The 19965-nt window shown below is 68.0% G+C and carries 22 protein-coding genes; 5 read left to right on the top strand and 17 right to left on the bottom strand.

Annotated elements, in window-relative coordinates:
* From IV088_RS18630 to IV088_RS18550, 17 genes are all read right to left on the bottom strand, one after another.
* Positions 1-756, bottom strand: a 756-nt coding sequence (locus IV088_RS18630) for a fumarylacetoacetate hydrolase family protein (RefSeq protein ID WP_291105299.1), incomplete at its 3' end; no start/stop codon positions are given.
* 39 nt (positions 757-795) lie between these two features.
* The gene (locus tag IV088_RS18625) at positions 796-987 is read right to left on the bottom strand and encodes a 2-hydroxymuconate tautomerase (RefSeq protein ID WP_177136955.1); all 192 of its coding nucleotides are present in this window, start codon (positions 985-987) and stop codon (positions 796-798) included.
* 10 nt (positions 988-997) lie between these two features.
* Complete coding sequence (gene dmpG / locus IV088_RS18620; RefSeq protein ID WP_291105298.1) at positions 998-2044, bottom strand: 4-hydroxy-2-oxovalerate aldolase; 1047 nt, start codon at positions 2042-2044, stop codon at positions 998-1000.
* Between the two features lie 14 nt (positions 2045-2058).
* Positions 2059-2973, bottom strand: coding sequence for an acetaldehyde dehydrogenase (acetylating) (locus IV088_RS18615; RefSeq protein WP_291105297.1), 915 nt, complete (start codon positions 2971-2973; stop codon positions 2059-2061).
* Positions 2974-2992: 19 nt separating this feature from the next.
* On the bottom strand, positions 2993-3781 hold the full coding sequence (gene dmpH, locus IV088_RS18610; protein ID WP_291105296.1) for a 2-oxo-3-hexenedioate decarboxylase: 789 nt from the start codon (positions 3779-3781) through the stop codon (positions 2993-2995).
* A 17-nt stretch (positions 3782-3798) separates the two neighbouring features.
* Positions 3799-4575, bottom strand: a complete 777-nt coding sequence (dmpE, locus tag IV088_RS18605; RefSeq protein WP_291105295.1) for a 2-oxopent-4-enoate hydratase — start codon at positions 4573-4575, stop codon at positions 3799-3801.
* Between the two features lie 13 nt (positions 4576-4588).
* Complete coding sequence (locus tag IV088_RS18600; protein ID WP_291105294.1) at positions 4589-5458, bottom strand: alpha/beta hydrolase; 870 nt, start codon at positions 5456-5458, stop codon at positions 4589-4591.
* Positions 5459-5758: 300 nt separating this feature from the next.
* Positions 5759-7213, bottom strand: a complete 1455-nt coding sequence (locus IV088_RS18595) for a 2-hydroxymuconic semialdehyde dehydrogenase (protein ID WP_291105293.1) — start codon at positions 7211-7213, stop codon at positions 5759-5761.
* A 22-nt stretch (positions 7214-7235) separates the two neighbouring features.
* Positions 7236-7667, bottom strand: coding sequence for a heme-binding protein (locus tag IV088_RS18590; protein ID WP_291105292.1), 432 nt, complete (start codon positions 7665-7667; stop codon positions 7236-7238).
* A 142-nt stretch (positions 7668-7809) separates the two neighbouring features.
* A complete protein-coding gene (locus IV088_RS18585; RefSeq protein ID WP_291105291.1) occupies positions 7810-8754 on the bottom strand; it encodes a catechol 2,3-dioxygenase in 945 nt (314 codons plus the stop codon).
* A gap of 12 nt (positions 8755-8766) precedes the next feature.
* A complete protein-coding gene (locus IV088_RS18580) occupies positions 8767-9144 on the bottom strand; it encodes a 2Fe-2S iron-sulfur cluster binding domain-containing protein (RefSeq protein ID WP_291105290.1) in 378 nt (125 codons plus the stop codon).
* A 4-nt stretch (positions 9145-9148) separates the two neighbouring features.
* A complete protein-coding gene (locus IV088_RS18575) occupies positions 9149-10213 on the bottom strand; it encodes a phenol 2-monooxygenase domain-containing protein (RefSeq protein WP_291105289.1) in 1065 nt (354 codons plus the stop codon).
* 7 nt (positions 10214-10220) lie between these two features.
* Positions 10221-10586 (bottom strand): phenol hydroxylase subunit P4, encoded by a 366-nt coding sequence (locus IV088_RS18570; protein ID WP_291105288.1) that lies wholly within the window; start codon positions 10584-10586, stop codon positions 10221-10223.
* Positions 10583-12169, bottom strand: coding sequence for an aromatic/alkene/methane monooxygenase hydroxylase/oxygenase subunit alpha (locus IV088_RS18565; RefSeq protein WP_291105287.1), 1587 nt, complete (start codon positions 12167-12169; stop codon positions 10583-10585). The genes IV088_RS18570 and IV088_RS18565 overlap by 4 nt, the downstream gene beginning before the upstream one ends.
* 159 nt (positions 12170-12328) lie before the next feature.
* The gene (locus tag IV088_RS18560) at positions 12329-12598 is read right to left on the bottom strand and encodes an MmoB/DmpM family protein (protein ID WP_291105286.1); all 270 of its coding nucleotides are present in this window, start codon (positions 12596-12598) and stop codon (positions 12329-12331) included.
* 27 nt (positions 12599-12625) lie between these two features.
* Complete coding sequence (locus IV088_RS18555) at positions 12626-13621, bottom strand: aromatic/alkene monooxygenase hydroxylase subunit beta (protein WP_291105285.1); 996 nt, start codon at positions 13619-13621, stop codon at positions 12626-12628.
* Positions 13618-13866, bottom strand: coding sequence for a phenol hydroxylase subunit (locus IV088_RS18550; protein WP_291105283.1), 249 nt, complete (start codon positions 13864-13866; stop codon positions 13618-13620). Before IV088_RS18550 ends, IV088_RS18555 begins: the two co-directional genes overlap by 4 nt.
* Positions 13867-14195: 329 nt before the next feature.
* Between IV088_RS18550 and IV088_RS18545 the strand changes: the two genes are divergently transcribed.
* From IV088_RS18545 to IV088_RS18525, 5 genes are all read left to right on the top strand, one after another.
* Positions 14196-15878 carry a sigma-54-dependent Fis family transcriptional regulator gene (locus IV088_RS18545; RefSeq protein ID WP_291105282.1) on the top strand — a complete coding sequence of 561 codons (1683 nt, stop codon included), beginning with the start codon at positions 14196-14198 and terminating at the stop codon, positions 15876-15878.
* 101 nt (positions 15879-15979) lie between these two features.
* Positions 15980-16735: a GntR family transcriptional regulator gene (locus tag IV088_RS18540; RefSeq protein WP_291105281.1), complete on the top strand. Its 756-nt coding sequence runs from the start codon at positions 15980-15982 to the stop codon at positions 16733-16735.
* A 58-nt stretch (positions 16736-16793) separates the two neighbouring features.
* The gene (locus IV088_RS18535; RefSeq protein ID WP_291105279.1) at positions 16794-17615 is read left to right on the top strand and encodes a LuxR C-terminal-related transcriptional regulator; all 822 of its coding nucleotides are present in this window, start codon (positions 16794-16796) and stop codon (positions 17613-17615) included.
* Positions 17616-17735: 120 nt separating this feature from the next.
* On the top strand, positions 17736-18806 hold the full coding sequence (locus IV088_RS18530; RefSeq protein ID WP_291105277.1) for an aromatic ring-hydroxylating dioxygenase subunit alpha: 1071 nt from the start codon (positions 17736-17738) through the stop codon (positions 18804-18806).
* A gap of 48 nt (positions 18807-18854) precedes the next feature.
* Positions 18855-19868 carry a TRAP transporter substrate-binding protein gene (locus IV088_RS18525; RefSeq protein ID WP_291105276.1) on the top strand — a complete coding sequence of 338 codons (1014 nt, stop codon included), beginning with the start codon at positions 18855-18857 and terminating at the stop codon, positions 19866-19868.
* The last annotated feature ends 97 nt before the right edge of the window (positions 19869-19965 follow it).

Genomic DNA, 19965 nt, shown 5'->3' with positions numbered 1-19965 from the left:
GGAAAACACCGCCGACAGCCGCCCACCCACCTCCAGCGCACAAGCCGCCGTCAACCCCCCCGTGATCACCAGATCACCCGCCTCCAGGCGCTGATCGTTCGCGGCCAGCTCCCGCGCCAGCCGTGCCACCGCGTCCAGCGGGTGGCCGTCGGCGTCGGCGCCCACGCCCTGACCCAGCGTGTTGTCGCTGCCGTCGCTCAGGCGCACCGCCACGGTGTCGAGCGCCATCAGGTCGGTCACGGGCAGGCGCGGCCCGACGACGACCTGGCCGGCGGACGAGTTGTCGGCGGTGTTCTGCTCCAGGTTGAAGCGGTAGCCGGTCCAGGTGGAGTGCACGACTTCGAGGCAGGCGTACGCGCCTTCCACGGCGGTGGCCACGCTGTGGCGGTCGACGGGCGCGCGCCGCGCGTCGAGGGCGGTCTTCAGGCGCAACCCGATCTCGGGTTCCACGCGCGGTTGCACCAGGCGCTCGTGCACCGCGTCGCCCGAGGCGAGCAGCATCCGGTCGGTCAGCGGCCCGATGTTGGGCCGGTCGATGCCCATCTGGTGGCGCATCACCTCGGAGGTGTAGCCCAGCTTCCAGCCGACCACGCGCTCGCCCGCGGCCAGGCGCAGGGCGAGCAGCGCGCGCTGGATGGCGTAGGCGGTGGCGAGGTCGGGTGTGCCGATGGTGGCGTCGGCGTCGAGCGTGCGGCCGGCCTGGCGCGCCGACCAGATGCGTTCGGCGGCCTGGGCCACGGTGGGCGGTGGGGTCATGGCGCTGGCACTGCGTCGCGCTGGAGGGCGCCGGGCGGGTCAGCGCCCCAAGTCTTTCGCCGAGACCCCGGCGATGCCCCAGTTCTCCTTGGGCATCTCGTGGATCCAGACGCGGATCGCTTCCTTGGGTGCCCCCACCGCTTCCTGCAGGGCAGCGGTGACCTTCTCGATCACGGCCTTCTTCTGCTCGGGCGTGCGGCCTTCGAGCATGTAGATCTGTGCGAATGGCATGGGGTCTCCTTCAGGCGGCCGCGCGCAGCAGGCCGCGCTCGCGCGCCATGGTCATGGCGGTGTCTTCGATCATGTCTTCCTGCCCGCCGACCATCTTGCGGCGGCCCAGCTCGACCAGGATGTCGCGCGCCGGAATGCCGTACTTCACCGCCGCGCGCTTGGCGAACAGCAGGAAGCTGCCGTAGACGCCGGCGTAGCCGAGGGTGAGCGCGTCGCGGTCGATGCGGATCGGGAAGTCCATGATCGGCACCACCAGGTCTTCGGCCACGTCCTGGATCTTCCAGACGTCGACGCCGGTGGTTACTCCAAGGCTCGGGCCCATGCGGTCGAGCACGGCGACCAGCACTTCCATCGGCGTGTTGCCCGCGCCCGCGCCCAGGCCGGCGGCGGCGGCGTCGATGCGCGTGGCGCCGCATTCGATGGCGGCGACCGAGTTGGCGATGCCCATGGCCAGGTTGTGGTGGCCATGGAAGCCCAGCTCGGTTTCAGGATTTAGCGCATCGCGCACCGCCTGCAGGCGGGCCTTCACGTCGGCGGGCAGCATGTAGCCGGCCGAGTCGGTGACGTAGATGCAGTTGGCGCCGTAGCTTTCCATCAGCTTGGCCTGCTTGACCAGACCTTCGGGGCTGTTCATGTGCGCCATCATCAGGAAGCCGACCACGTCCATGTCGAGCTTGCGCGCGTAGGTGATGTGCTGCTCGCTGACGTCGGCCTCGGTGCAGTGCGTGGCGACGCGGATGGTGTGCACGCCCAGGCCGTGCGCCATCTTCAGGTGGTCGACGGTGCCGATGCCGGGCAGCAGCAACGCGGACACCTTGGCCTGCTTCATCAGCGGGATCACGGTGCCCAGGTACTCCTCGTCGGTGTGGGCCGGGAAGCCGTAGTTGACGCTGGAGCCGCCCAGGCCGTCGCCGTGCGTGACTTCGATCAGCGGCACACCGGCGGCGTCGAGGCCGCAGGCGATGCTCTTCATCTGGTCGAGCGTCATCAGGTGGCGCTTGGGGTGCATCCCGTCGCGCAGGGTCATGTCGTGCAGGGTGATTTTTTTCTGGCTCATGGTGGTGCTCCGGATCAGGCGGCGACGGGTTCGAGCACGAGCTCGCCCTTCAGAATTTCTTCGGCAAACATCTCGGCGGTGCGCGCGGCGGCGGCGGTCATGATGTCCAGGTTGCCGGCGTACTTGGGCAGGTAGTCGCCCAGGCCTTCGACCTCCATGAAGACCGAGACGCGGTTGCCGTCGAAAACCGGGCCGTTGACCAGCTTGTAGCCCGGCACGTACTTCTGCACCTCTTTGATCATGTCGTGGATCGACTTCGTGATCGCGGCCTGGTCGGGCGTGCCTTCGGTCAGGCAGTGCACCGTGTCGCGCATGATCAGCGGCGGCTCGGCCGGGTTGATCACGATGATGGCCTTGCCCTTCTTGGCGCCGCCGACCTTCTCGACCGCACCGGCCGTGGTGCGGGTGAACTCGTCGATGTTCTTGCGGGTGCCGGGGCCGACCGACTTGCTCGACACGGTGGCGACGATCTCGCCGTAGGCCACGGGCTGAACGCGGCTGACCGCGTAGACCATGGGGATGGTGGCTTGGCCGCCGCAGGTGACCATGTTCACGTTCATCTCGCGCTGGCCGACGTGCTGCTTGAGGTTGACCGGTGGCACGCAGAAGGGGCCGATGGCCGCGGGCGTGAGGTCGATCATCATCGCGCCCTGTTGATTGACCTTGCGCGAGTTCTCGGCGTGCACGTAGGCGCTGGTGGCGTCGAACACGATCTGCACACCGTCGGCCTTCATGTGCGGGATCAGGCCGTCCACGCCGTCGGCGGTGGTCTTGATGCCCATCTCCTTGGCGCGCTTGAGGCCGTCGGAGTTGGGGTCGATGCCGACCATCCAGACGGGTTCAAGGACAGGGCTGCGCTGCAGCTTGGCCAGCAGGTCGGTGCCGATGTTGCCCGGCCCGATGAGGGCGCACTTGATTTTCTTGCTCATGGGTTTCCTTTTCTGAATCTCAAACGAAGCGCAGGCCGGTGCTGCCCATGCCCTGGACCTTCAGGGTCACGGAGTCGCCCGCGGTGACGGATACCGCTTCGGTGATGCCGCCGGACAGGATCAGCGTGCCGGCGGGAATCTCTTCGCCGCGCGCGCCCAGGTGGTTGGCGAGCATGGCGATGGCGGTGGCCGGGTGGCCGAGCACGGCGGCGCCGGCGCCAAACGCCACTGGCTGACCGTTCTTCTCCATCACGATGCCGACGGTGCGCAGGTCCTGGCCGTCGACCTTCATGGGCTGGCCGCCGACCACGAAGCGCGCGGCCGAGGTGTTGTCGGCGATCACGCTCTTGAGGTCGAACTTGAAGTCGCGGTAGCGGCTGTCGATCACCTCGATGCCGGGCAGCACGAAGTCGGTCGCGGCCAGCACGGTGCCGATGTGGCAGCCGGGGCCGCGCAGCGGCTTCTTGAGCACGAAGGCGATCTCGGGCTCGACCTTGGGGTGGATCAGTTCGCTGGTCTTCACTTCGCCGCCGTGCGGCACGGCGTAGTCGTCGGTCATCCAGCCGAACACGGGCGAACTCACGCCCATCTGCTTCATCTTGGCGAACGAGGTCAGGCCGGCCTTGAGGCCCGCGAGCCTGAGGCCGCGCGCCTGCTTGCGCGCGAGGATCGTGGCCTGGATCGCGTAGGCGTCTTCCCAGTCCATGTCCGGGTAGTCGTCGGTGATCTTGGTGGTGTCCTGCGCCTGCAGCTGGCAGTTCTCCAGGCGTTCGGCCAGGGCGTCGATGGTGGCTTTGTCGAGGTTCATGGTGTGTGCTCCGCGGATCAGTTGAAACGCACCGAGCACTCGCCCAGTCCGCCAATCGACACACGGAAGTGGTCGCCCTTCTGGGCCGGGAACATGGCGGCGAGCGCGCCCGAGAGGATCACGTCGCCGGCCTTCAGGCCGATGCCCAGGCGGCCCATGGTGTTGGCCAGCCAGGCCACCGCGTTCAGCGGCGAGCCCAGGGCCGCGGCGCCGGCGCCGGTGGCGACGACCTCGCCGTTTTTCTCCAGCACCATGCCGCAGGTCTGCAGGTCCAGCGCGAGCGGGCTGACCGCGCGGTCACCCAGCACGAACACGCCGCACGACGCGTTGTCGGCCACGGTGTCGGTGATCTTGATCTTCCAGTCGCGGATGCGCGAATCGACGATCTCGAAGCAGGGCATCACGCACTCGGTCGCGGCCAGCACGTCGGACACGCCCACGCCCGGTCCCATCAGGTCGCGCTTGAGCAGGAAGGCGATCTCGCCCTCGGCCTTGGGCTGGATCAGCGTCGAGATGTCGATGGCCTCGCCCTGGTTGACGATCATCGCGTCGGTCAGGTAGCCGAAGTCGGGCTGGTGCACGCCCAGCATGTTCATCACGGCGGCGGAGGTCACGCCGATCTTCTTGCCGACGATGCGTTCGCCGTCCTGCAGGCGGCGCTGCAGCATGCGCTCCTGGATGCGGTAGGCCTGCTCGATGCTGATGTCGGGGAAGCGGGTCGAGAGCGGGTCGACGACCTGCCGGTCGCGCAGGGCGGTGTACAGCTCGTCGCCGAGGGTTTCGATGGAGATCATGGGTGTCGGTGGTTTATGTGGAGGTCTTGTCGGCCTGGGCGTCCGCTTCGGCCAGAAAGTTCGTGACCAGCTGCGCGAAGCGTGCGGCGTGTTCGATCTGCGTCCAGTGGCCGCAGTGGCCGAACACGTGCAGCTGGCTGTTGGGGATCCACTGGCTCAGCGTCAGCGAGGTCTGCAGCGGGATCACCTGGTCTTCGCGGCCGTGCACGATCAGCGTCTCGTGCGGCAGCGCGCGGATGGCGGCTTCGGGGCTGGCCATGGCGTCGACCCAGCGCTGGCGCGGGGCCGGGAACATGGCCGAGAAAGACTCCTGAAAACCGGGGCGGATGCTGGCCTGGTAACGCAGCTCGGCCAGCTCGTCGGTGACCAGCGCGCGGCTGTGGGCGAAGACATCGAGCAGCTTCTTCATCGTCGCGAGCGAGGGCTCGTAGCCCCACACCGCGTCGAGGCCCGGCGTGATCGGGAACGGCACGCCGACCGAACCCATCAGCACCAGGCGACGCACGCGCTGCGGCGCGCGGATGGCGAGCGCCAGCGAGAGCGCACCGCCAAAGCTGTTGCCGACCACGTCGGCTTTCTCGACGCCCATCGCGTCCATGACATCGAGTGCCTGCTGCACCCAGGTGTCCATGGAATAGTTGATGCCCGCCGGACGGTCGGTGTAGCCGAAGCCCACCATGTCGGGGGCGATGACGCGGCGCTCCTGTGCAATCACCGGCATGGCGAGCCGCCAGTTGGCCCAGGCGCTCACGCCGGGGCCGGAGCCGTGGATGAACAGCACGGGCGGCTGGCCGGGCTTCGAGGCGCCCAGGTCGTGCACGTTGCTGTGGAACGCGCCCGTGCGGACGCTCAGCGCAATTTCAGGGTTGTGAGGGGCATTCATTGGTTGCTGCTTTCTCGTTGGCTTTCTCTCGTTTGCTGTCGTGGCGTGTCTTCGTTGGCGGGGCGGCGCGAGAACCGGGGCGGTCGGCTCCGTTCATGTCCCCCGGTTTGCGCTGCGCGCAAACCTCCTCCTTTACTTCACTGCGTCGACCACCCCGATTCCCGCGCTGTGGGCGTGAATGGCAGTTCCACCCAGAGCAGCCGTGGAACCGGCTTTGCCGGGCCACAGGCTGCGTCCCCCCTCCAAGCGCCGAAGGCGCGCCAGAGAGGGGGGAAGCCGCGCAGCGGCGCAGGGGGGAGTTCACAGCTTCACCATGACGTTGCGGAGTTCGGTATAGAACTCGAGCGAGTGCACGCCGCCTTCGCGGCCGATGCCCGAGGCCTTGGCGCCGCCAAACGCGGTGCGCAGGTCGCGCAGGAACCAGCTGTTGATCCAGCACAGGCCCACGTCGATGGCGGCGGCCATGCGGTGCGCGGTGCCGAGGTTCTGGGTCCACACGGTGGTGGCCAGGCCGTAGTCGGTGGCGTTGGCCAGCGCAACGGCTTCTTCTTCGGTGTCGAAGGGCGCGATGTGGCAGCAGGGGCCGAAGATCTCTTCGCGGATCACGCTGGCGCTCTCGGGCAGGCCGGTCCAGATGGTGGGCAACACGAAGTGGCCGTTGGCGTATTCACCGTCCATGACCGGCACGCCGCCGCCGGTGACCACGGTCGCGCCCTCGGCCTTGGCCTTGGCGTAGTAGCCCAGCACCTTCTGTTTGTGTTCGGCCGAGATCAGCGGGCCGATGCCCACGCCGGGCATGTCGGGGCCGCCGACCTTCAAGGCTTCGGCCTTTTCTTTCAGCGCGGCCACGAACTTGTCGAAGATCGGGCGCTGCACGTAGACGCGCTCGGTGCCCAGGCAGACCTGGCCGCAGTTCTCGAAGGCGCTGCGCGTGATGCCGGCCACCGCCTTGTCGAAGTCGGCGTCGGCGAACACGATGCCGGCGTTCTTGCCACCCAGCTCGAACGAGACCGGACGCACGCCCTTGGCAGCGGCGGCCATGATGGCTTCGCCGGTGCGGGTTTCACCGGTGAAGGTGATGCCGTTGACGCCCGGGTGCTGGGTGATGAACTCACCGGCCGAGCCGGGGCCAAAGCCGTGCAGCACCTGGTACACGCCCTTGGGCACGCCGACCGCGTTCATCACCTCGCCCAGCAGGGTCGCGGTGGCTGGGGTTTCTTCCGAGGGCTTGACGATCACGGTGTTGCCGCAGGCCAGGGCCGGGCCGACCTTCCAGGTCATCAGCAGCAGCGGCAGGTTCCAGGGGCAGATCACGCCGACCACGCCCAGCGGTGTGCGCACGCCGTAGCTGATGGCCGTGCCGCCGTCGGGCGTGGTCATCTGGAAGCTCTCGGTCGGCACGTTCTTGACGATGTCGGCAAAGACCTTGAAGTTGGCCGCGCCGCGTGGAATGTCGATGTGCGAGGCCAGCGAACGCGGCTTTCCGGTGTCGGCCAGTTCGGCGGCGAGGAAATCGTCGAAGCGGCGGTTGATCTCGTCGGCCACCGCGTGCAGCAGCTCGGAGCGCTTGACCACGCTCATCGTCCCCCACTCGCCCTTGAGCGCCGCGCGGCCAGCGGCCACGGCCGCGTCGACCTCGGCCTGACCGGCCTCGTGCACTTGGCCGATCACGGCGTCGGTGGCCGGGTTGCGCTTCTCGAAGGTCTTGGCGGTGGCGACGAATTCGCCGTTGATGAAGTTGTGGAACTGTTTCATGGTGCGTGAGGGAGATGAAAAATCAATCGAGGCCCAAGGCCTTCAGGCCGGCACGGGCGCAGGCCTCGTCCTGTTCGGCCGAGCCGCCGGAGACACCGATGCCGCCCAGGCGGGCACCGTCCGCGGCGATGGGCAATCCGCCACCGAACACCACCAGACGCGGCCGCAGCGGCAGGCCCAGCTTCAGCGCCTCGTCGCCCGCCAGCACCTGAGGCCACTGGCTGGTGGGAAATCCGAAACTGGCGGCCGTGTAGGCCTTGTCGATCGCGATGTCGATCGAATGCAGAAACGCGTTGGGCATGCGCAAGAAGGCGGCGAGGACGCCCGAGGCGTCGGTCACAGCCACGTTGATGCGGATGCCCAAAGCTTCTGCGTGCGCCACCGCAGCCTGGCAAGCCAGCGAGGCCGCCGATGCGGTGATCACGGAAGAGGGAACAGAGAGGGGCGAGGTCATGAACAGAGCAACAAGACAACAAGACAACAAAAATGGGTGACGCATCCGGAGCGAAATGCCCGATCCCAGGATGCGGCGGAACCGGCTTCGCCGGGCCGCTCGCATCGCCCCCTGGGGGGTGACGCGAAGCGGCGCGGGGGGATCAGGTGTACACGTCGGTGAACGAAGCCACCAGGTCTCCCGTGTGATAGAAGATGCCGCTGCCCAGCATGTCCTCGGTCCAGGTGGTGACAGGGCGGTCGCGCTGCGCCAGATAGCCCAGGCCCGCGAAGGTCTCGTTGCGGTTGCCGCTGGGGTCGAAGAAGTAGATCGTCTCGCCGCGCGTGATGCCATGGCGGGTGGGGGCGACGTCGATCTTGGTCTTGGTCTTGGCCATCACGTCCGCTGCCTTGAGCACGTCGTGCCACGAGTCCAGGAAGAAGGCGATGTGGTGCAGACCGCTGCGAGGGCCACCGACAAACGCGATGTCGTGCGGCGTGGTGGTGCGGCTCATCCAGGTGGCGGCCTGCATGTTGCCTTCGGGGCCGACCAGCACCTGCTCGGTCAGGAAGAAGTCCAGCGCCTCGGTCATGAAGCGGGTGTTGTCCGCGACGGTGTTGATGCCCTCGGGCGGGTTCATCTCGCACATCAGCAGCAGGTGGTCCAGCCAGTGCGCGCCAGCGCCCTTGAGACCGTCTGGCCACGGGTCGGGGTTGGTGGTGCCGACCTCGGTGCCCACGTATTCCTTCATCGCGTAGAGGCGCATCTCGTGGCCGCTGGGCAGGTTGAACTGCAGCATGCGGCCGGTGGACGGCAGCGTGCCTTCGGGCAGCACCGTGGTCTTGATGCCCCAGGCCTCGATCTTTTTCTGCAGCTCGTCGAGGTCGCTGTCCTTCTCGACCTTGTAGGCCACGTGGTTCAGGCCGGCCTGGTCCGACGGCGTCAGCACCAGCGAGTACTTGTCCCACTCGTCCCAGCACTTGAGGTAGACGTTGCCGGCCTTGTCCTTCATGGTGGTCTTGAGGCCGAGCACGTTTTCGTAGTGCTTCACCGCAGCGTCCATGTCCATCACTCGCAGGCTCGCGTGCCCGATTCGCATCACACCCATGATTTGTCTCCTTTAACTTGATTGCTGCTGAGGTATCGGACGTGCAGTCGCAGGTTCTGCGCGCCCTTTTGAAAACGGTTTGTTCAGCTTGCCCGCCACTTCCAGGTGCACCGGCGTCTGTGGCGCCACGCGGCAGGCCAGCGTGTAGCCCTGGCACTCTTCTTCCCGGGTCACGTGGGCGCGGCTGATCGGGCCCAGCGCCTTGACCTCGCCATCGAGGATGCGCACCTTGCAGACACCACAGCCGCCGTTGACGCAGCCCGCCGGAATGCCCTTGCGCCCGAGGCGCAACATGCCGGTGAGCAGGCTCTCGTTGCTCGCGCACGGGTACTGCTCGCCGGTCTGCGCCACATGCACAGCGACTTTGGGACGGGTGTCGAAGAGACCCATGGCGTCAGACCTTGCGGAACAAGGGGCTGCGCGTGGCGTTCGCATCGGCCGCCGAGAGGAACTTCTCGGTGTAGATGTCGCGCTCGAACAGGCGGCCCTGCATCAGCGTGCCGATACAGGCCTCGATCATGGGCGGCGGGCCGCAGAGGTAAGCCTTCTGACCGGCGAAGTTGCCACCGAAGTGCGCCTTGGCTGCGTCGTGCACAAAGCCCCGTGCGCCGCTCCAGCCCGAGTCTTCCGGCTCGTTCGACAGCACCGGCACGTAGCTGAAGTTCGGGTGCTGCCCGGACAGCGCCTCGAACTGCTCGTGGTGGTACAGCTCCTCGCGCGAGCGCTGGCCGTAGACCAGCGTGATCGGCAGCGTGCAGCCGTGTTCAAGCAGGTCCAGGATCATCGAGCGCGGGCTGGAGAGGCCCGAGCCGCCGGCCATGAACACCATGGGCCGCTGGGCCGACTGGCGCACGAAGAAGCGGCCGTAGGGGCCGGCCAGCCGCAACCGGTCGCCGATCTGAAGCTTGTCATGCAGCCAGCCGGTGCCGACGCCGCCGGGCACTCGGCGCACATGCAGTTCGATGGCGCTGCGGGCCTTCACATCGGACGGGGCGTTGGCGATGGAGAACGCGCGGCTCTCGCCCAGCCCGGGGATCTCCAGCTGCACGTACTGCCCGGCCTGGAAGTGCAGGGGCTTGTCGAGCGCCAGGTGGATGGCCTTGATGGTTGGCGTGAGGTCTTCGATGTGCGTGACGGTGGCGGCGAAGTCCTTCACCGGGATGATCTCGGCGTCGGGTTCGTCGTCGATGTCGGCCTCGATGGTGGTGTCGCTCTGCAGCGTGCAGCAGCAGGCCAGCGTCTTGCCTTCCTCGCGCTCGAAGTCCATCAGCGCAAACGGGTTGGCCGCGCCGTGGTCCACCTCGCCGCCGCACACCTGCACCTTGCAGGAACCGCACAGGCCGTGGCCGCAGGCGTGCGGCAGATAAATGCCTTGCCGCAACGCCGCGTCGAGCACGGTCTGGCCTTCTTCGACGTCGATGGTCGCGCCCAGGGGTTCGATGGTCAGTTGGTAGCTCATGGCCGCTTCAGCTGAAACTGCCCTTGATGCCGGTCAGTCCAGGCGTGCGGAAGCGGATCACGTCCTTGTGCTGCAGGCCGTTCTCGGCCAGCGACCTGGCCGGGTCCGGTGTCCAGGGCTGGCCGGACTTGAACCACTGGACCGCGTTCCAGTCGATCTGGGCGAAGTCGGGGTGGTAGCCATAGATGCCTGGCAGCACCGCCGTGCCGAGGGCCCCGAAGGGCGTGTCGGGTGGCAGCGGCAGGCAGAAGGGCGCACAGAACATCAGGTGGTCTTCCCAGCCGATGTAGAGCAGGGGCGCAGGGAAGTTCTCGCGCACGTCCTTCATCGGGAAGTCGTAGGGCGCGCGGGCGGGGTTGGCAACAACGCTCATTTCGCGGCTCCCGGTTCGGTGCCGGCGGCGGCGGGCGCCGGGGGCGGGTCGCCGCGCCAGGCGGCAAAGTTCTTCTGGTCTTCCGAGCCTTCGAAGTCGAAGTTGTCGCGGCCCACGTTCATGTGGTAGTAGTCGAGCACGGCCATCAGCGGGTTGAAGCCTTCGGCCGTCGGGTCGGTGCCGGGCTTGAAGCAGTGGCCCTGGTAGATCTGGTGCACCGGCAGCCAGCTCTGCACGTACTTCTCAGGCTCGTGGTCGAAGATGCCCTTGCAGTGGTCCGAGCAGAAGTGGTACTTGTTGCCGAAGTAGTCGCTCTCGCGGTAGCAGATCTTGCTGGCGTCGCCCTCTTCGGTGAACAGCATCGGCACCTGGCAGGTGGTGCACAGCATGGGCAGCGTCATGTTGTAGAAGCGCTTGCCTTCGGCGGCCTGGTCGCGCCAGAACTCCCAGCGCGGGCGGTAGTATTTGTCGAAGGTCTCGGGGTACTTTTCGCTCAGCCAGTTGAGTTCTTCTTCTTTCGGCACCCAGGTGTGGAAGGGGGCGGCGCCGTTGTAGTTGTAGAAGGTGGCCCAGGCCTGGTGGCTGATGTGGTCCTTGCCTTCGCAGGCCTGCTTCCAGCCCGCGGGCTCGCGGATGCCGTAGCGCGCCAGGTCGCGGAACAGGGCGCCGCCGTTTTCTTCGGCGTACATCTCCCAGGCCTCTTTCCAGCTCATCACGCGCTTGGGCAGCATGTAGTCCTGCATCATCGCGACGATGGTCAGCAGGCGGTAGCCGCGCCAGAACCACTTGTCGATCCAGCGCTGCACGATGGGCAGGTTGTCCGGGTCCTGCTCCAGGATGAACTTGATGCACTCGATGCCCAGCGTCATGTGGCGGCTCTCGTCGCTCTGCGCGCTGAAGCCGAAGGTGACGGTGGACATGTCGCCGTTGTGGGCCGCGCCGCTCATGAAGGGCACGAACAGCAGGTTGGTCAGCACGTACTCGAAGCTGAAGCTCACGGCCGTGAGGAACTCGAACGGGCCGCCGGTGCAGGCGTCTTCAAAGAAGCTCTTGGGCACCGAGAGGTACCACACGCGGTCGAACCAGTGGTTCGATTCGTGCATGCCGTTGAAGTACTTGTTGTAGTGGCTGATCGCGTGGGTTTCGGTCTGGTAGTGGCGCAGCTCGTCGATGGACTGCATCTGCGCGGCCACCCGCGCGCCCTCGCCGGTGAACTGGCGGCCCACATGCGCGAAGCCGCGGTGCGCGTAGTACTCCAGCGGCGTCACGCCCTGGATGAAGAGCTTCAGCGCGTTGATGTAGCGCGCGTCGGTCACGCCGAGCTGGCCGTTGTTCTGCGCGAAGGCCTCGATCACGGCGTAGAGCTTCTTCTCCTTCTCGCCCTGGTACTTCCAGTAGGCGTCCATGGTCAGGCGGAACGGGTCCTGCCACTTGTCCCAGTCGTGGATCTTGATGCCCTCGTACTTGTCGTGCGGGAAGACCTTGTCCATCGGCTGGTAGCTGGTCTCCCAGCCCAGGCCGCGCGTCATGGCGGCGTAACGCTCTTTCAGGCCCAGCTTCTTTTTCTCAACTCTTGTGTCCATGCTTGTCTCCTTGATCGGGTCAGTGGGTACAGGTGATGCAGTCGGCGCGGGTGGCTTCACCCAGTGCACCCGAGGAACCGGCTTCGCCGGGCCTCAGGGTGCGTCCCCCTCCCGCCGAAGGCGAGAGAGGGGGAAGACGCGAAGCGGCGCAGGGGGTGCTTAATGTTTCCAGCTGAGCGTCAGCTGGTCGTCGTCTTCGTCGATGTGGCCCGAGAGCGTCACGAGGTTGACGTGGATCTGCTGCAGGTCGAAGGCGCGGCCGATCAGGCCCTCGATGGTTTCGCGCTTGATCGTCAGGCTGTTCGGTGCGTTGACCTTGACCAGGCCGGTCGGGTGGGTGAGCACCGCGTGGGGGTTGTCGGTCACGATGGCGTCGATGACGGGGCGGGACTCTTCGTTGGCCTGGAAGGCGATGAACACGTCGGACATGGGGTGGGTCTCCGGGGTGGGGTGGGCTCAGGCCTTCAGGCCGGCCTTGTCGAGGCGGGTCTGCAGCTGTTCACGGGCTTCGGTGAGCGCCGCTTCGCCGGGCTCGCCCAGGGCGAGGCGGGCGACCGGTGACAGGGCGGCCTGGGCGCGGTCCGCCCACTGGCCGGCCCAGCCGCGCAGCAGGTCGCGGTTGGCGCCGGACTCGGCGCCGGCGGCCTTGACCACCGCGTCGATCCAGCGCGCGCTCTCGGCGTGCCACTCGGGCATGAAGCTGGTCAGCATGGCCACGGCCGTGCCGCCCTGCAGGGCCACGTGGTCGTCGACGAAGCTGCCGTAGACCAGCGGGTAGAGCAGACCGTCGATGGCGAGGTTCTGTGCCACGAACAGCTCGAACGGGTCTTCGATCACCAGCGTGTCTTCGACCAGGCGGCGCAGGCCCTGCCACTCGGGCGCTTCCATCCAGCGCTGCTTGCCGTCGTCCAGCGTCTGCGCGTCGCCCATGGCCAGGCCCAGGCGGGTCAGGTACTGGGCCACGCCCAGGTTGTCCATGGCGTGGAACATGGCCGGGGCGGTGAAGGCCGTGCCGTAGCCGTAGGCGCAGATCGCGGCGTTGTTCATGTTGGCGCCCCAGGCCGCGTGGCGCAGCGGCATCAGGATCTCCAGCGTCTTGTCGCGCAGCGCGTCGGACATCAGGGACAACATGCCGCGCTGTTCGACGAACTGGAAGTTCGATTCCATCGCGTCCTGCTGCTTGGCGCGGGTCATGGTCCAGGTCGCGTAATAGAACTGGCGCGGTTCCTTGAGCACGTACCAGTCGGCCAGCACGATCCGGCTGCGGCGCTTGTCGAACAGCTCGAAGGCCGGGTCCCAGGTCGGGCGGTAGTGGAAGTTCGCCATCGGCTGCGCGCCGAAGGTGGCCTCCTGGTAGCGCGAGGCCACCTTGTCGCCGCCGATCTGGCGCGCGACATGGGAGTAGGTGTGGCGCAGCGGGGTGATCTCGCGCGCCTGCAGGTCGATGTTCATCGGGGCTGGTCTCCTGTCGTGGTGTGATCGGGGGAAGGGTCGTCGCGCCGGATCACCTCGTGCCGGGCGCAGAACTCGTCGAACGCGGCGGCCGGCAGCATCAGCTCCACCGCCAGCTCGGGCCAGCCGATGGAAAACTCGAAGCTCACCAGGCCGTCGGCACGGCGCTCCAGCACACGCACGTACTTGAGGCGCACGTCGACCCGCTGGGTCGGCTCGGAAGAAAGGGGGGTGTCGGTGGTCATGGGTGTTCGGGGCTGGGTCGCTGCTCTCTTGCACGGGGTGTGCCTGATCGGGCCTGCCGGGTCAAAAATCTCGATATTCAAGGGATAACCCCTAAGTTTTTGACCCCAAACGGGCAGAGGTGGAGGGCGTTTAAGGGGAAACCCGAACCCGGTTTTCACCGGAATCGGCGCATAAGCCGGTCAAAAGTCACGAAATCAGAGAGGGTTCGGCGGGCTGTTTGATCAATTGATCAAAATGAACCGGTGCCGGCCCGGGCTTGTTCAAAAGGGGTCTGTCCCTCAAAATATCGAGAATCCAGGTGCCCACACCCGGATCACCAGGAGACCCCGTGGAACCGCACCTGCATTACCCGCCCGCCGCCGACCTGCGCCGGCTGCTGCGCTTCGAGCCCCAGAGCGGGGCCATCTGGCTCGGCGAGCGGCGCATGGTGCTGCTGCACACGGCGGCGCTCAGCGCCCTGCGGCGCGACCTGATCACCTCGGTCGGCACCGAGCACACCCGCCGCCTGCTGACCCGCATGGGTTACGCCAGCGGTACGCACGACGCCGGCTTCGCCAGCAAGACGCGCGGCGACCGCAGCCTGGAGGAGATGTTCCTGGTCGGGCCGCAGCTGCACATGCTGGAGGGCGCGGCGCGCGTCACGCCGCTGCACCTCAAGATGGACGCGGCCACCGGGCAGTTCGAGGGTGAGTTCCGCTGGGACGACTCCTGGGAGGCGCACGCCCACCGGCTCGCCTACGGCGTGGTGGACGAGCCGGCCTGCTGGATCCTGCTGGGTTACGCCAGCGGCTACACCAGCGCCTTCATGGGCAAGCTGATCCTGTTCAAGGAAACCCGGTGCGGCGCCTGTGGGGACGACCACTGCCACATCGTCGGCAAGCCCATCGACGACTGGCCCGACGGCGACGCCTACCGCCCGTACTTCGAAGAGCACTCGCTGCTGGACAAGATGGACGCGCTGAGCCAGCAGGTCGAGGCGCTCAAGACCACGCTGGAGCCCGCCACCTCGGGCGGCATGCTGATCGGCAACTCGCCCGCGTTCCAGCACGCGCACGACCTCATGAAGCGCGCCGCGCGCACCCAGGTCACGGTGCTGCTGACGGGCGAGACCGGCGTGGGCAAGGAGCGTTTCGCGCGCGCCCTGCACGAGCACTCCGACCGCGCGGGCGGCCCGTTTGTCGCGGTCAACTGCGCGGCGCTGCCGGCCGAGCTGATCGAGGCCGAGCTGTTCGGCGTGGAGAAGGGCGCCTACACCGGCGCGCACGCGGCGCGCGCCGGCCGCTTCGAGCGCGCCGACGGCGGCACGCTGTTTCTCGACGAGGTGGGCGACCTGCCGCTGCCGGCGCAGGCCAAGCTGCTGCGCGTGCTGCAGGACAGCGAGATCGAGCGCCTGGGCGCGGAGAGCCCGCGCAAGGTGAACGTGCGCATGGTGACCGCGACCAACGTCAACCTCGACGAGGCGGTGGCACAGGGGCGCTTTCGCCGCGACCTGCTGTACCGGCTCAACGTCTACCCGATCCGCATCCCGCCGCTGCGTGAGCGCAGCACCGACATCGAGCCGCTCGCGCGCCACCTGCTCGCGCGCTTCACCGCGCTGCACAACAAGCGCCTGAGCGGCATTGGCGAGCGCGCCCTGCAGGCGCTGATGCACCACGACTGGCCGGGCAACGTGCGCGAGCTGGAAAACCTGGTCGAGCGCGGCGTGATCCTGGCGGCGCAGGGTGGCTCGGTGGAGCTGGAGCACCTGTTCCCCAACCAGCCGCAGGACCGCCACGAAGGCGTCGACCCGCAGGGCCGGCTGGCGCGCATCGTGCCGGCCGACCACGACGCGCTCTGCGCGCGCATCGTCGACAGCGGCGTGCCGATCGAGCAGCTGGAGGCGCAGGTGCTGGCGCTGGCGGTCGAGCGCTGCGGGGGCAACCTCTCGGGCGCCTCGCGGCTGCTCGGCCTGACCCGCCCGCAACTGGCTTACCGGCTCAAGCGGCAGCAGACCGACGAGCCCGCCGACTGATGCGGGATCGCCTTGCCGTGCTGAAGCACTGTCTGCGGCTCCTGCCTTGTCCTGCGCTTGAAATCGAATCCGCTTGAAACTTGCCCAAGGGAAAAAAGAACATGTTGCCCACCCAGACCTTCACCGACCACCTGCTGCGCCCGGACGGCGACGCGCCGCGCACGCTGTCCGAGCGGGCCTACCTCGATGTGCGGCAGGACATCGTCTGTGGCCGCCTCGCGCCCGGCGAGCGGCTGCGCGTGGAGCACCTGAAAGACCGCTACGCCGTGGGCGCCGGCACGCTGCGCGAGGCGCTGGCCCTGCTGGTGTCGGACGCGCTGGTCACGGTCGAAGGCCAGCGCGGTTACCGCGTGGCCGAGATCTCGCTGGCCGACCTGAAAGACCTGACCGACACCCGCGTGATGCTGGAGACGGAAGCGCTGCGACAGTCCATCCGCCTCGGCGACGCGTCGTGGGAGGCCGGGCTCACCCAGGCCTACGAAACCCTCACCGAGGCCGAGCAGCGGGCCGGCGGCCTGGAGCCGCAGCGCTGGGAAGCGGCCAACAAGCGCTTCCACGAAGCGCTCATCGCGGCGCACCGCTCGCCCTGGAGCAAACACCTGCTGGGTGTGCTGTACCGCCACGGCGAGCGCTACCGCCATGTCGCGATCCGCATGGGCGCGACCCAGATGGTTCACCGCGACGTGCACGACGAGCACACCAGCATCTACACCGCCGCCCTCGCGCGCCAGGAAGCGCGTGCCGCGCTGGCGCTGGAGGCGCACATCCGCCTGACCTGCGACATCCTGGTGCGGCACGCCGCCAGCCGCCCGGCGGCCGATCGGCGCGAAGGGGCTGAGCTGGGCCTGCCGGCCTGAAGGCGCACGGCGGGAAAGCCCGGTGGACGGGGCGCACCGCGCCCACCAGAATGGGCCCATGTCACCGATCTGGGACCTGCCCGACCCCCACGCCGACGCGGCGCTGCCGTCGCGCGCGGTCGCCGCCCTGCTCGATGTGGCCTTGTCGCCGTCCAGCGCCGACGCCCTGCTGCGGGCGGTGCAGACCGTGGTGCCGGTGGACTACCTCTCGCTGGTGCGCATCCGCAGCGACCGGCCCGAGCTGGTGGAGGGCAGCGCCTCGCGCCCGCAGGAGCGCGCGGTGGTGGCCCAGTGCTTCGGCATCTACCGGCGCCACTACTACCGGCGCGACGCCATCCTGCCGCTGGCGCACCAGCTCACCGGCCGACCCGGGCGCGAGGGCGTGGCCCTGCATTGCCGGGCCGATCAACTGCCCGACGCCGGCTGGCGCGCCGACATCTACGAGCGCGAGCGGCTGACCGACCGCTTCACCCTGATGCACGCGCCCGCTCCGGGCCAGGTGCAGGTGATCCACCTCTACCGCGACGAACGCCAGGGCCGCTTTCTGCCGCAGGAGGTCGAGCGCCTGCTGGACCTCGCGCCCCTGCTGCGCCAAGCCCACGCGGCCGCGTGGCGCGCCGGGGCCTCGCAGGCGGACCGCGCGTCGCATGTGCATGTGGAAGACGGTGAGCGGCGCCTGCAGCGCCTGGCCCCGTCGCTCTCGGCGCGTGAGCGCGCGGTGTGCGCGCGCATCGCGCTGGGCCTGAGCGCCGACGGCATCGCGGCCGACCTCGATGTCGCGCCGTCCACCGTGATCACCCTGCGCAAACGCGCCTACCTGAAACTGGCCGACGCGGGCCTGCCGTCGCAGCGCCTGGGACTGGCCCGCCTGCTGAACTGAGACCCGCCCCGGGGCCGGGCCGGGGGTGCCAAAGCCCCTGTCTGTCCCCCTCGAAGGGGACGGCGCGGACACCACCGGCGCCTAGCATGGGCAGCACAACACGGTTTCAGGAGACCGCCCATGTGGCTGCGCAACTGCTGGTACGTCATCGCCTGGGGGCACGAGATCCCCGCCGCCGATGCCCCCCAACTCTTCACCCGCACCGTGCTCGGCGAGCCGGTCCTCGTTTACCGGCTGGCCGACGGCGGGCTGGTGGCGCTGGAAGACCGCTGTTGCCACCGCCACGCGCCGCTGTCGATCGGCCGGCGCGAGGGCGACTGTGTGCGCTGCGGTTACCACGGCCTGAAGTTCGAGCCCTCGGGCCGCTGCATCGAGATCCCGGGGCTGGACACGGTGCCGCCCAAGGCCAGCGTGCGCGCGTACCCGGTGGTGCAGAAGAACAACTGGGTGTTCGTGTGGATGGGCGACCCGGCCCTGGCCGACACCGCGCTGCTGCCCGACAACTTCTCGTGCGAAAGCCCCGACTGGAAGCACAAGCCGGGCTACCTGCACTACGACACGCCCTACCTGCTGATCTGCGACAACCTGCTCGATTTTTCGCACCTGAGCTACGTGCACGAGAAGAGCCTGGGCGGTTCCACGCGCATCGCGCAGTCGCGGCCCACGATCGAACCGGTGTCTGGCGCCACGCCCGACTGGCCGCAGATGGGCATCCGGGTCTCGCGCCATGTGAACGACGTGCCGGCGCCGCCGTTCTACCAGCGCTTTCGCCGCTTCGACACGAACCTCGACCGCTGGTTCGTCTACGACTTCCTGCTGCCCGCCACGCTGCTCATGCACTCGGGCGGACGCCCCACGGGCGCGGCGCCGGACGCGCCCGGCCCCTCGGTGCGGCTGCACAGCTGCCAGACGCTCACACCCGAAACCGAGACCACCACGCACTACTTCTTCCAGCAGTCGCACCCGGTGGACGAGGGCGACGACACGGTGACCGAGAGCATCTACAACAGCCTGCTCGGCGCCTTCAACGAAGACCGCGACATGATCACCGCGCAGCACCACAACATCGCGCTGGACCCGAACCGGCCCATGCTGCCGCTGGCCATGGACGCGGCGCTGCTGCAGTTCCGCCGGTTGCTGGAAGGCCGCGTGGCCGCCGAGCGCCAGGCCGCGGCGAGCGTCACGCGCTGAGCCTTTCCTGTTCCGTTCACCCACCCACGACCACGCACCGGAGACACCATGAAAAAGACCTTGCTTCGCTTCGCTCCCCTCGCCGCGGCCTGCCTCGCGGCCGGCGCCGCCCAGGCCCAGACCGTGCTGCAGGTCTCGACCTGGTTGCCCGCCGCCCACGGCGCCACCATGGCACAGAACCAGTGGTGCGAGGCGGTGGAGAAGGGCACCCATGGCAGCGTCAAGTGCAACCTGCTGCCCAAGGCGGTGAGCGCGCCGCCCGGCACCTTCGACGCCGTGCGCGACGGCCTGGCCGACGTGTCGTACACCGTGGACGGCTACACGCCCGGCCGGTTCGTTTTCACGCAGGTGGCCGAGTTCCCGTTTCTGGGCGACTCTTCGACTGCCACCTCGGTCGCCTACCAGCGCATCTACGACAGGTATTTCGCGCCGCTGGGCGAGCACCGCGGCGTGAAGGTGCTGGCGGTGTTCACGCACGGGCCGGGCATCATCTTCACCGTCAAGCAGCCGGTGACCAGCGCCGCCGACGCGGGCAAGCTCAAGTTCCGCATCGGCGGCGGCAACATCAACGAGCTGTCCAAGCTCATGGGCTGGAACACCACGCTCAAGCCCGCCACCGATTCGTTCGAGCTGCTGTCCACCGGCGTGATGGACGGCACTTTCTTCCCCGACGAATCGCTGCAGTCCATGCGCCTGCAGATGGTGAAGCACGCCACCACCTTCCCCGGCGGCCTCTACAACACCAGTTTCGTCTTCATGATGAACCCGGCCAAGTACAACGCGCTCAAGCCGGAGGAGCGCGCGGTGATCGACAAGGTGTCGGGCGAGGCCGCCACGCGCCTGTTTGCGGCCGGCTGGGACCGCACCGACGCGGCCTCGCGCGACATCCAGAAGCAGACCGGCGTGCAGCGCCAGATGGCCAACGAGGCCTTTGTGAACGACGTCAAGGCCAGGCAGGCCGCGCTGGAAGACCGCTGGGTGGCGGCGGCGGAAGGGCGCGGTTTGAAGAACGCGCGGGCCGTGCTGGCGGAGTTCCGGGCGGAGACGCAGAAGCTGAAGTGATGCTGTGCAGGCACACCCGTTTGCATTCGCTGGCGACTGTGACAACCGTTGCGCATCACCTTCGGCGCCCGGGCCTGATGGGCGGGGGCAGGGGGTC

The organism is Hydrogenophaga sp. (assembly GCF_018780075.1).
GTDB lineage: Bacteria > Pseudomonadota > Gammaproteobacteria > Burkholderiales > Burkholderiaceae_C > Hydrogenophaga.
Note: the sequence above shows the minus strand (reverse complement) of the source record. Positions and strands in the feature narration are given on the sequence as shown.

What these genes read in the sequence shown, in the direction of transcription:
- IV088_RS18625 (WP_177136955.1), bottom strand. Translation starts at nt 987, where the DNA reads ATGCCATTCGCACAGATCTACATGCTCGAAGGCCGCACGCCCGAGCAG.
- dmpG (WP_291105298.1), bottom strand. Translation starts at nt 2,044, where the DNA reads ATGAGCCAGAAAAAAATCACCCTGCACGACATGACCCTGCGCGACGGG.
- IV088_RS18615 (WP_291105297.1), bottom strand. Translation starts at nt 2,973, where the DNA reads ATGAGCAAGAAAATCAAGTGCGCCCTCATCGGGCCGGGCAACATCGGC.
- dmpH (WP_291105296.1), bottom strand. Translation starts at nt 3,781, where the DNA reads ATGAACCTCGACAAAGCCACCATCGACGCCCTGGCCGAACGCCTGGAG.
- dmpE (WP_291105295.1), bottom strand. Translation starts at nt 4,575, where the DNA reads ATGATCTCCATCGAAACCCTCGGCGACGAGCTGTACACCGCCCTGCGC.
- IV088_RS18600 (WP_291105294.1), bottom strand. Translation starts at nt 5,458, where the DNA reads ATGAATGCCCCTCACAACCCTGAAATTGCGCTGAGCGTCCGCACGGGC.
- IV088_RS18595 (WP_291105293.1), bottom strand. Translation starts at nt 7,213, where the DNA reads ATGAAACAGTTCCACAACTTCATCAACGGCGAATTCGTCGCCACCGCC.
- IV088_RS18590 (WP_291105292.1), bottom strand. Translation starts at nt 7,667, where the DNA reads ATGACCTCGCCCCTCTCTGTTCCCTCTTCCGTGATCACCGCATCGGCG.
- IV088_RS18585 (WP_291105291.1), bottom strand. Translation starts at nt 8,754, where the DNA reads ATGGGTGTGATGCGAATCGGGCACGCGAGCCTGCGAGTGATGGACATG.
- IV088_RS18580 (WP_291105290.1), bottom strand. Translation starts at nt 9,144, where the DNA reads ATGGGTCTCTTCGACACCCGTCCCAAAGTCGCTGTGCATGTGGCGCAG.
- IV088_RS18575 (WP_291105289.1), bottom strand. Translation starts at nt 10,213, where the DNA reads ATGAGCTACCAACTGACCATCGAACCCCTGGGCGCGACCATCGACGTC.
- IV088_RS18570 (WP_291105288.1), bottom strand. Translation starts at nt 10,586, where the DNA reads ATGAGCGTTGTTGCCAACCCCGCCCGCGCGCCCTACGACTTCCCGATG.
- IV088_RS18565 (WP_291105287.1), bottom strand. Translation starts at nt 12,169, where the DNA reads ATGGACACAAGAGTTGAGAAAAAGAAGCTGGGCCTGAAAGAGCGTTAC.
- IV088_RS18560 (WP_291105286.1), bottom strand. Translation starts at nt 12,598, where the DNA reads ATGTCCGACGTGTTCATCGCCTTCCAGGCCAACGAAGAGTCCCGCCCC.
- IV088_RS18555 (WP_291105285.1), bottom strand. Translation starts at nt 13,621, where the DNA reads ATGAACATCGACCTGCAGGCGCGCGAGATCACCCCGCTGCGCCACACC.
- IV088_RS18550 (WP_291105283.1), bottom strand. Translation starts at nt 13,866, where the DNA reads ATGACCACCGACACCCCCCTTTCTTCCGAGCCGACCCAGCGGGTCGAC.
- IV088_RS18540 (WP_291105281.1), top strand. Translation starts at nt 15,980, where the DNA reads ATGTTGCCCACCCAGACCTTCACCGACCACCTGCTGCGCCCGGACGGC.
- IV088_RS18535 (WP_291105279.1), top strand. Translation starts at nt 16,794, where the DNA reads ATGTCACCGATCTGGGACCTGCCCGACCCCCACGCCGACGCGGCGCTG.
- IV088_RS18530 (WP_291105277.1), top strand. Translation starts at nt 17,736, where the DNA reads ATGTGGCTGCGCAACTGCTGGTACGTCATCGCCTGGGGGCACGAGATC.
- IV088_RS18525 (WP_291105276.1), top strand. Translation starts at nt 18,855, where the DNA reads ATGAAAAAGACCTTGCTTCGCTTCGCTCCCCTCGCCGCGGCCTGCCTC.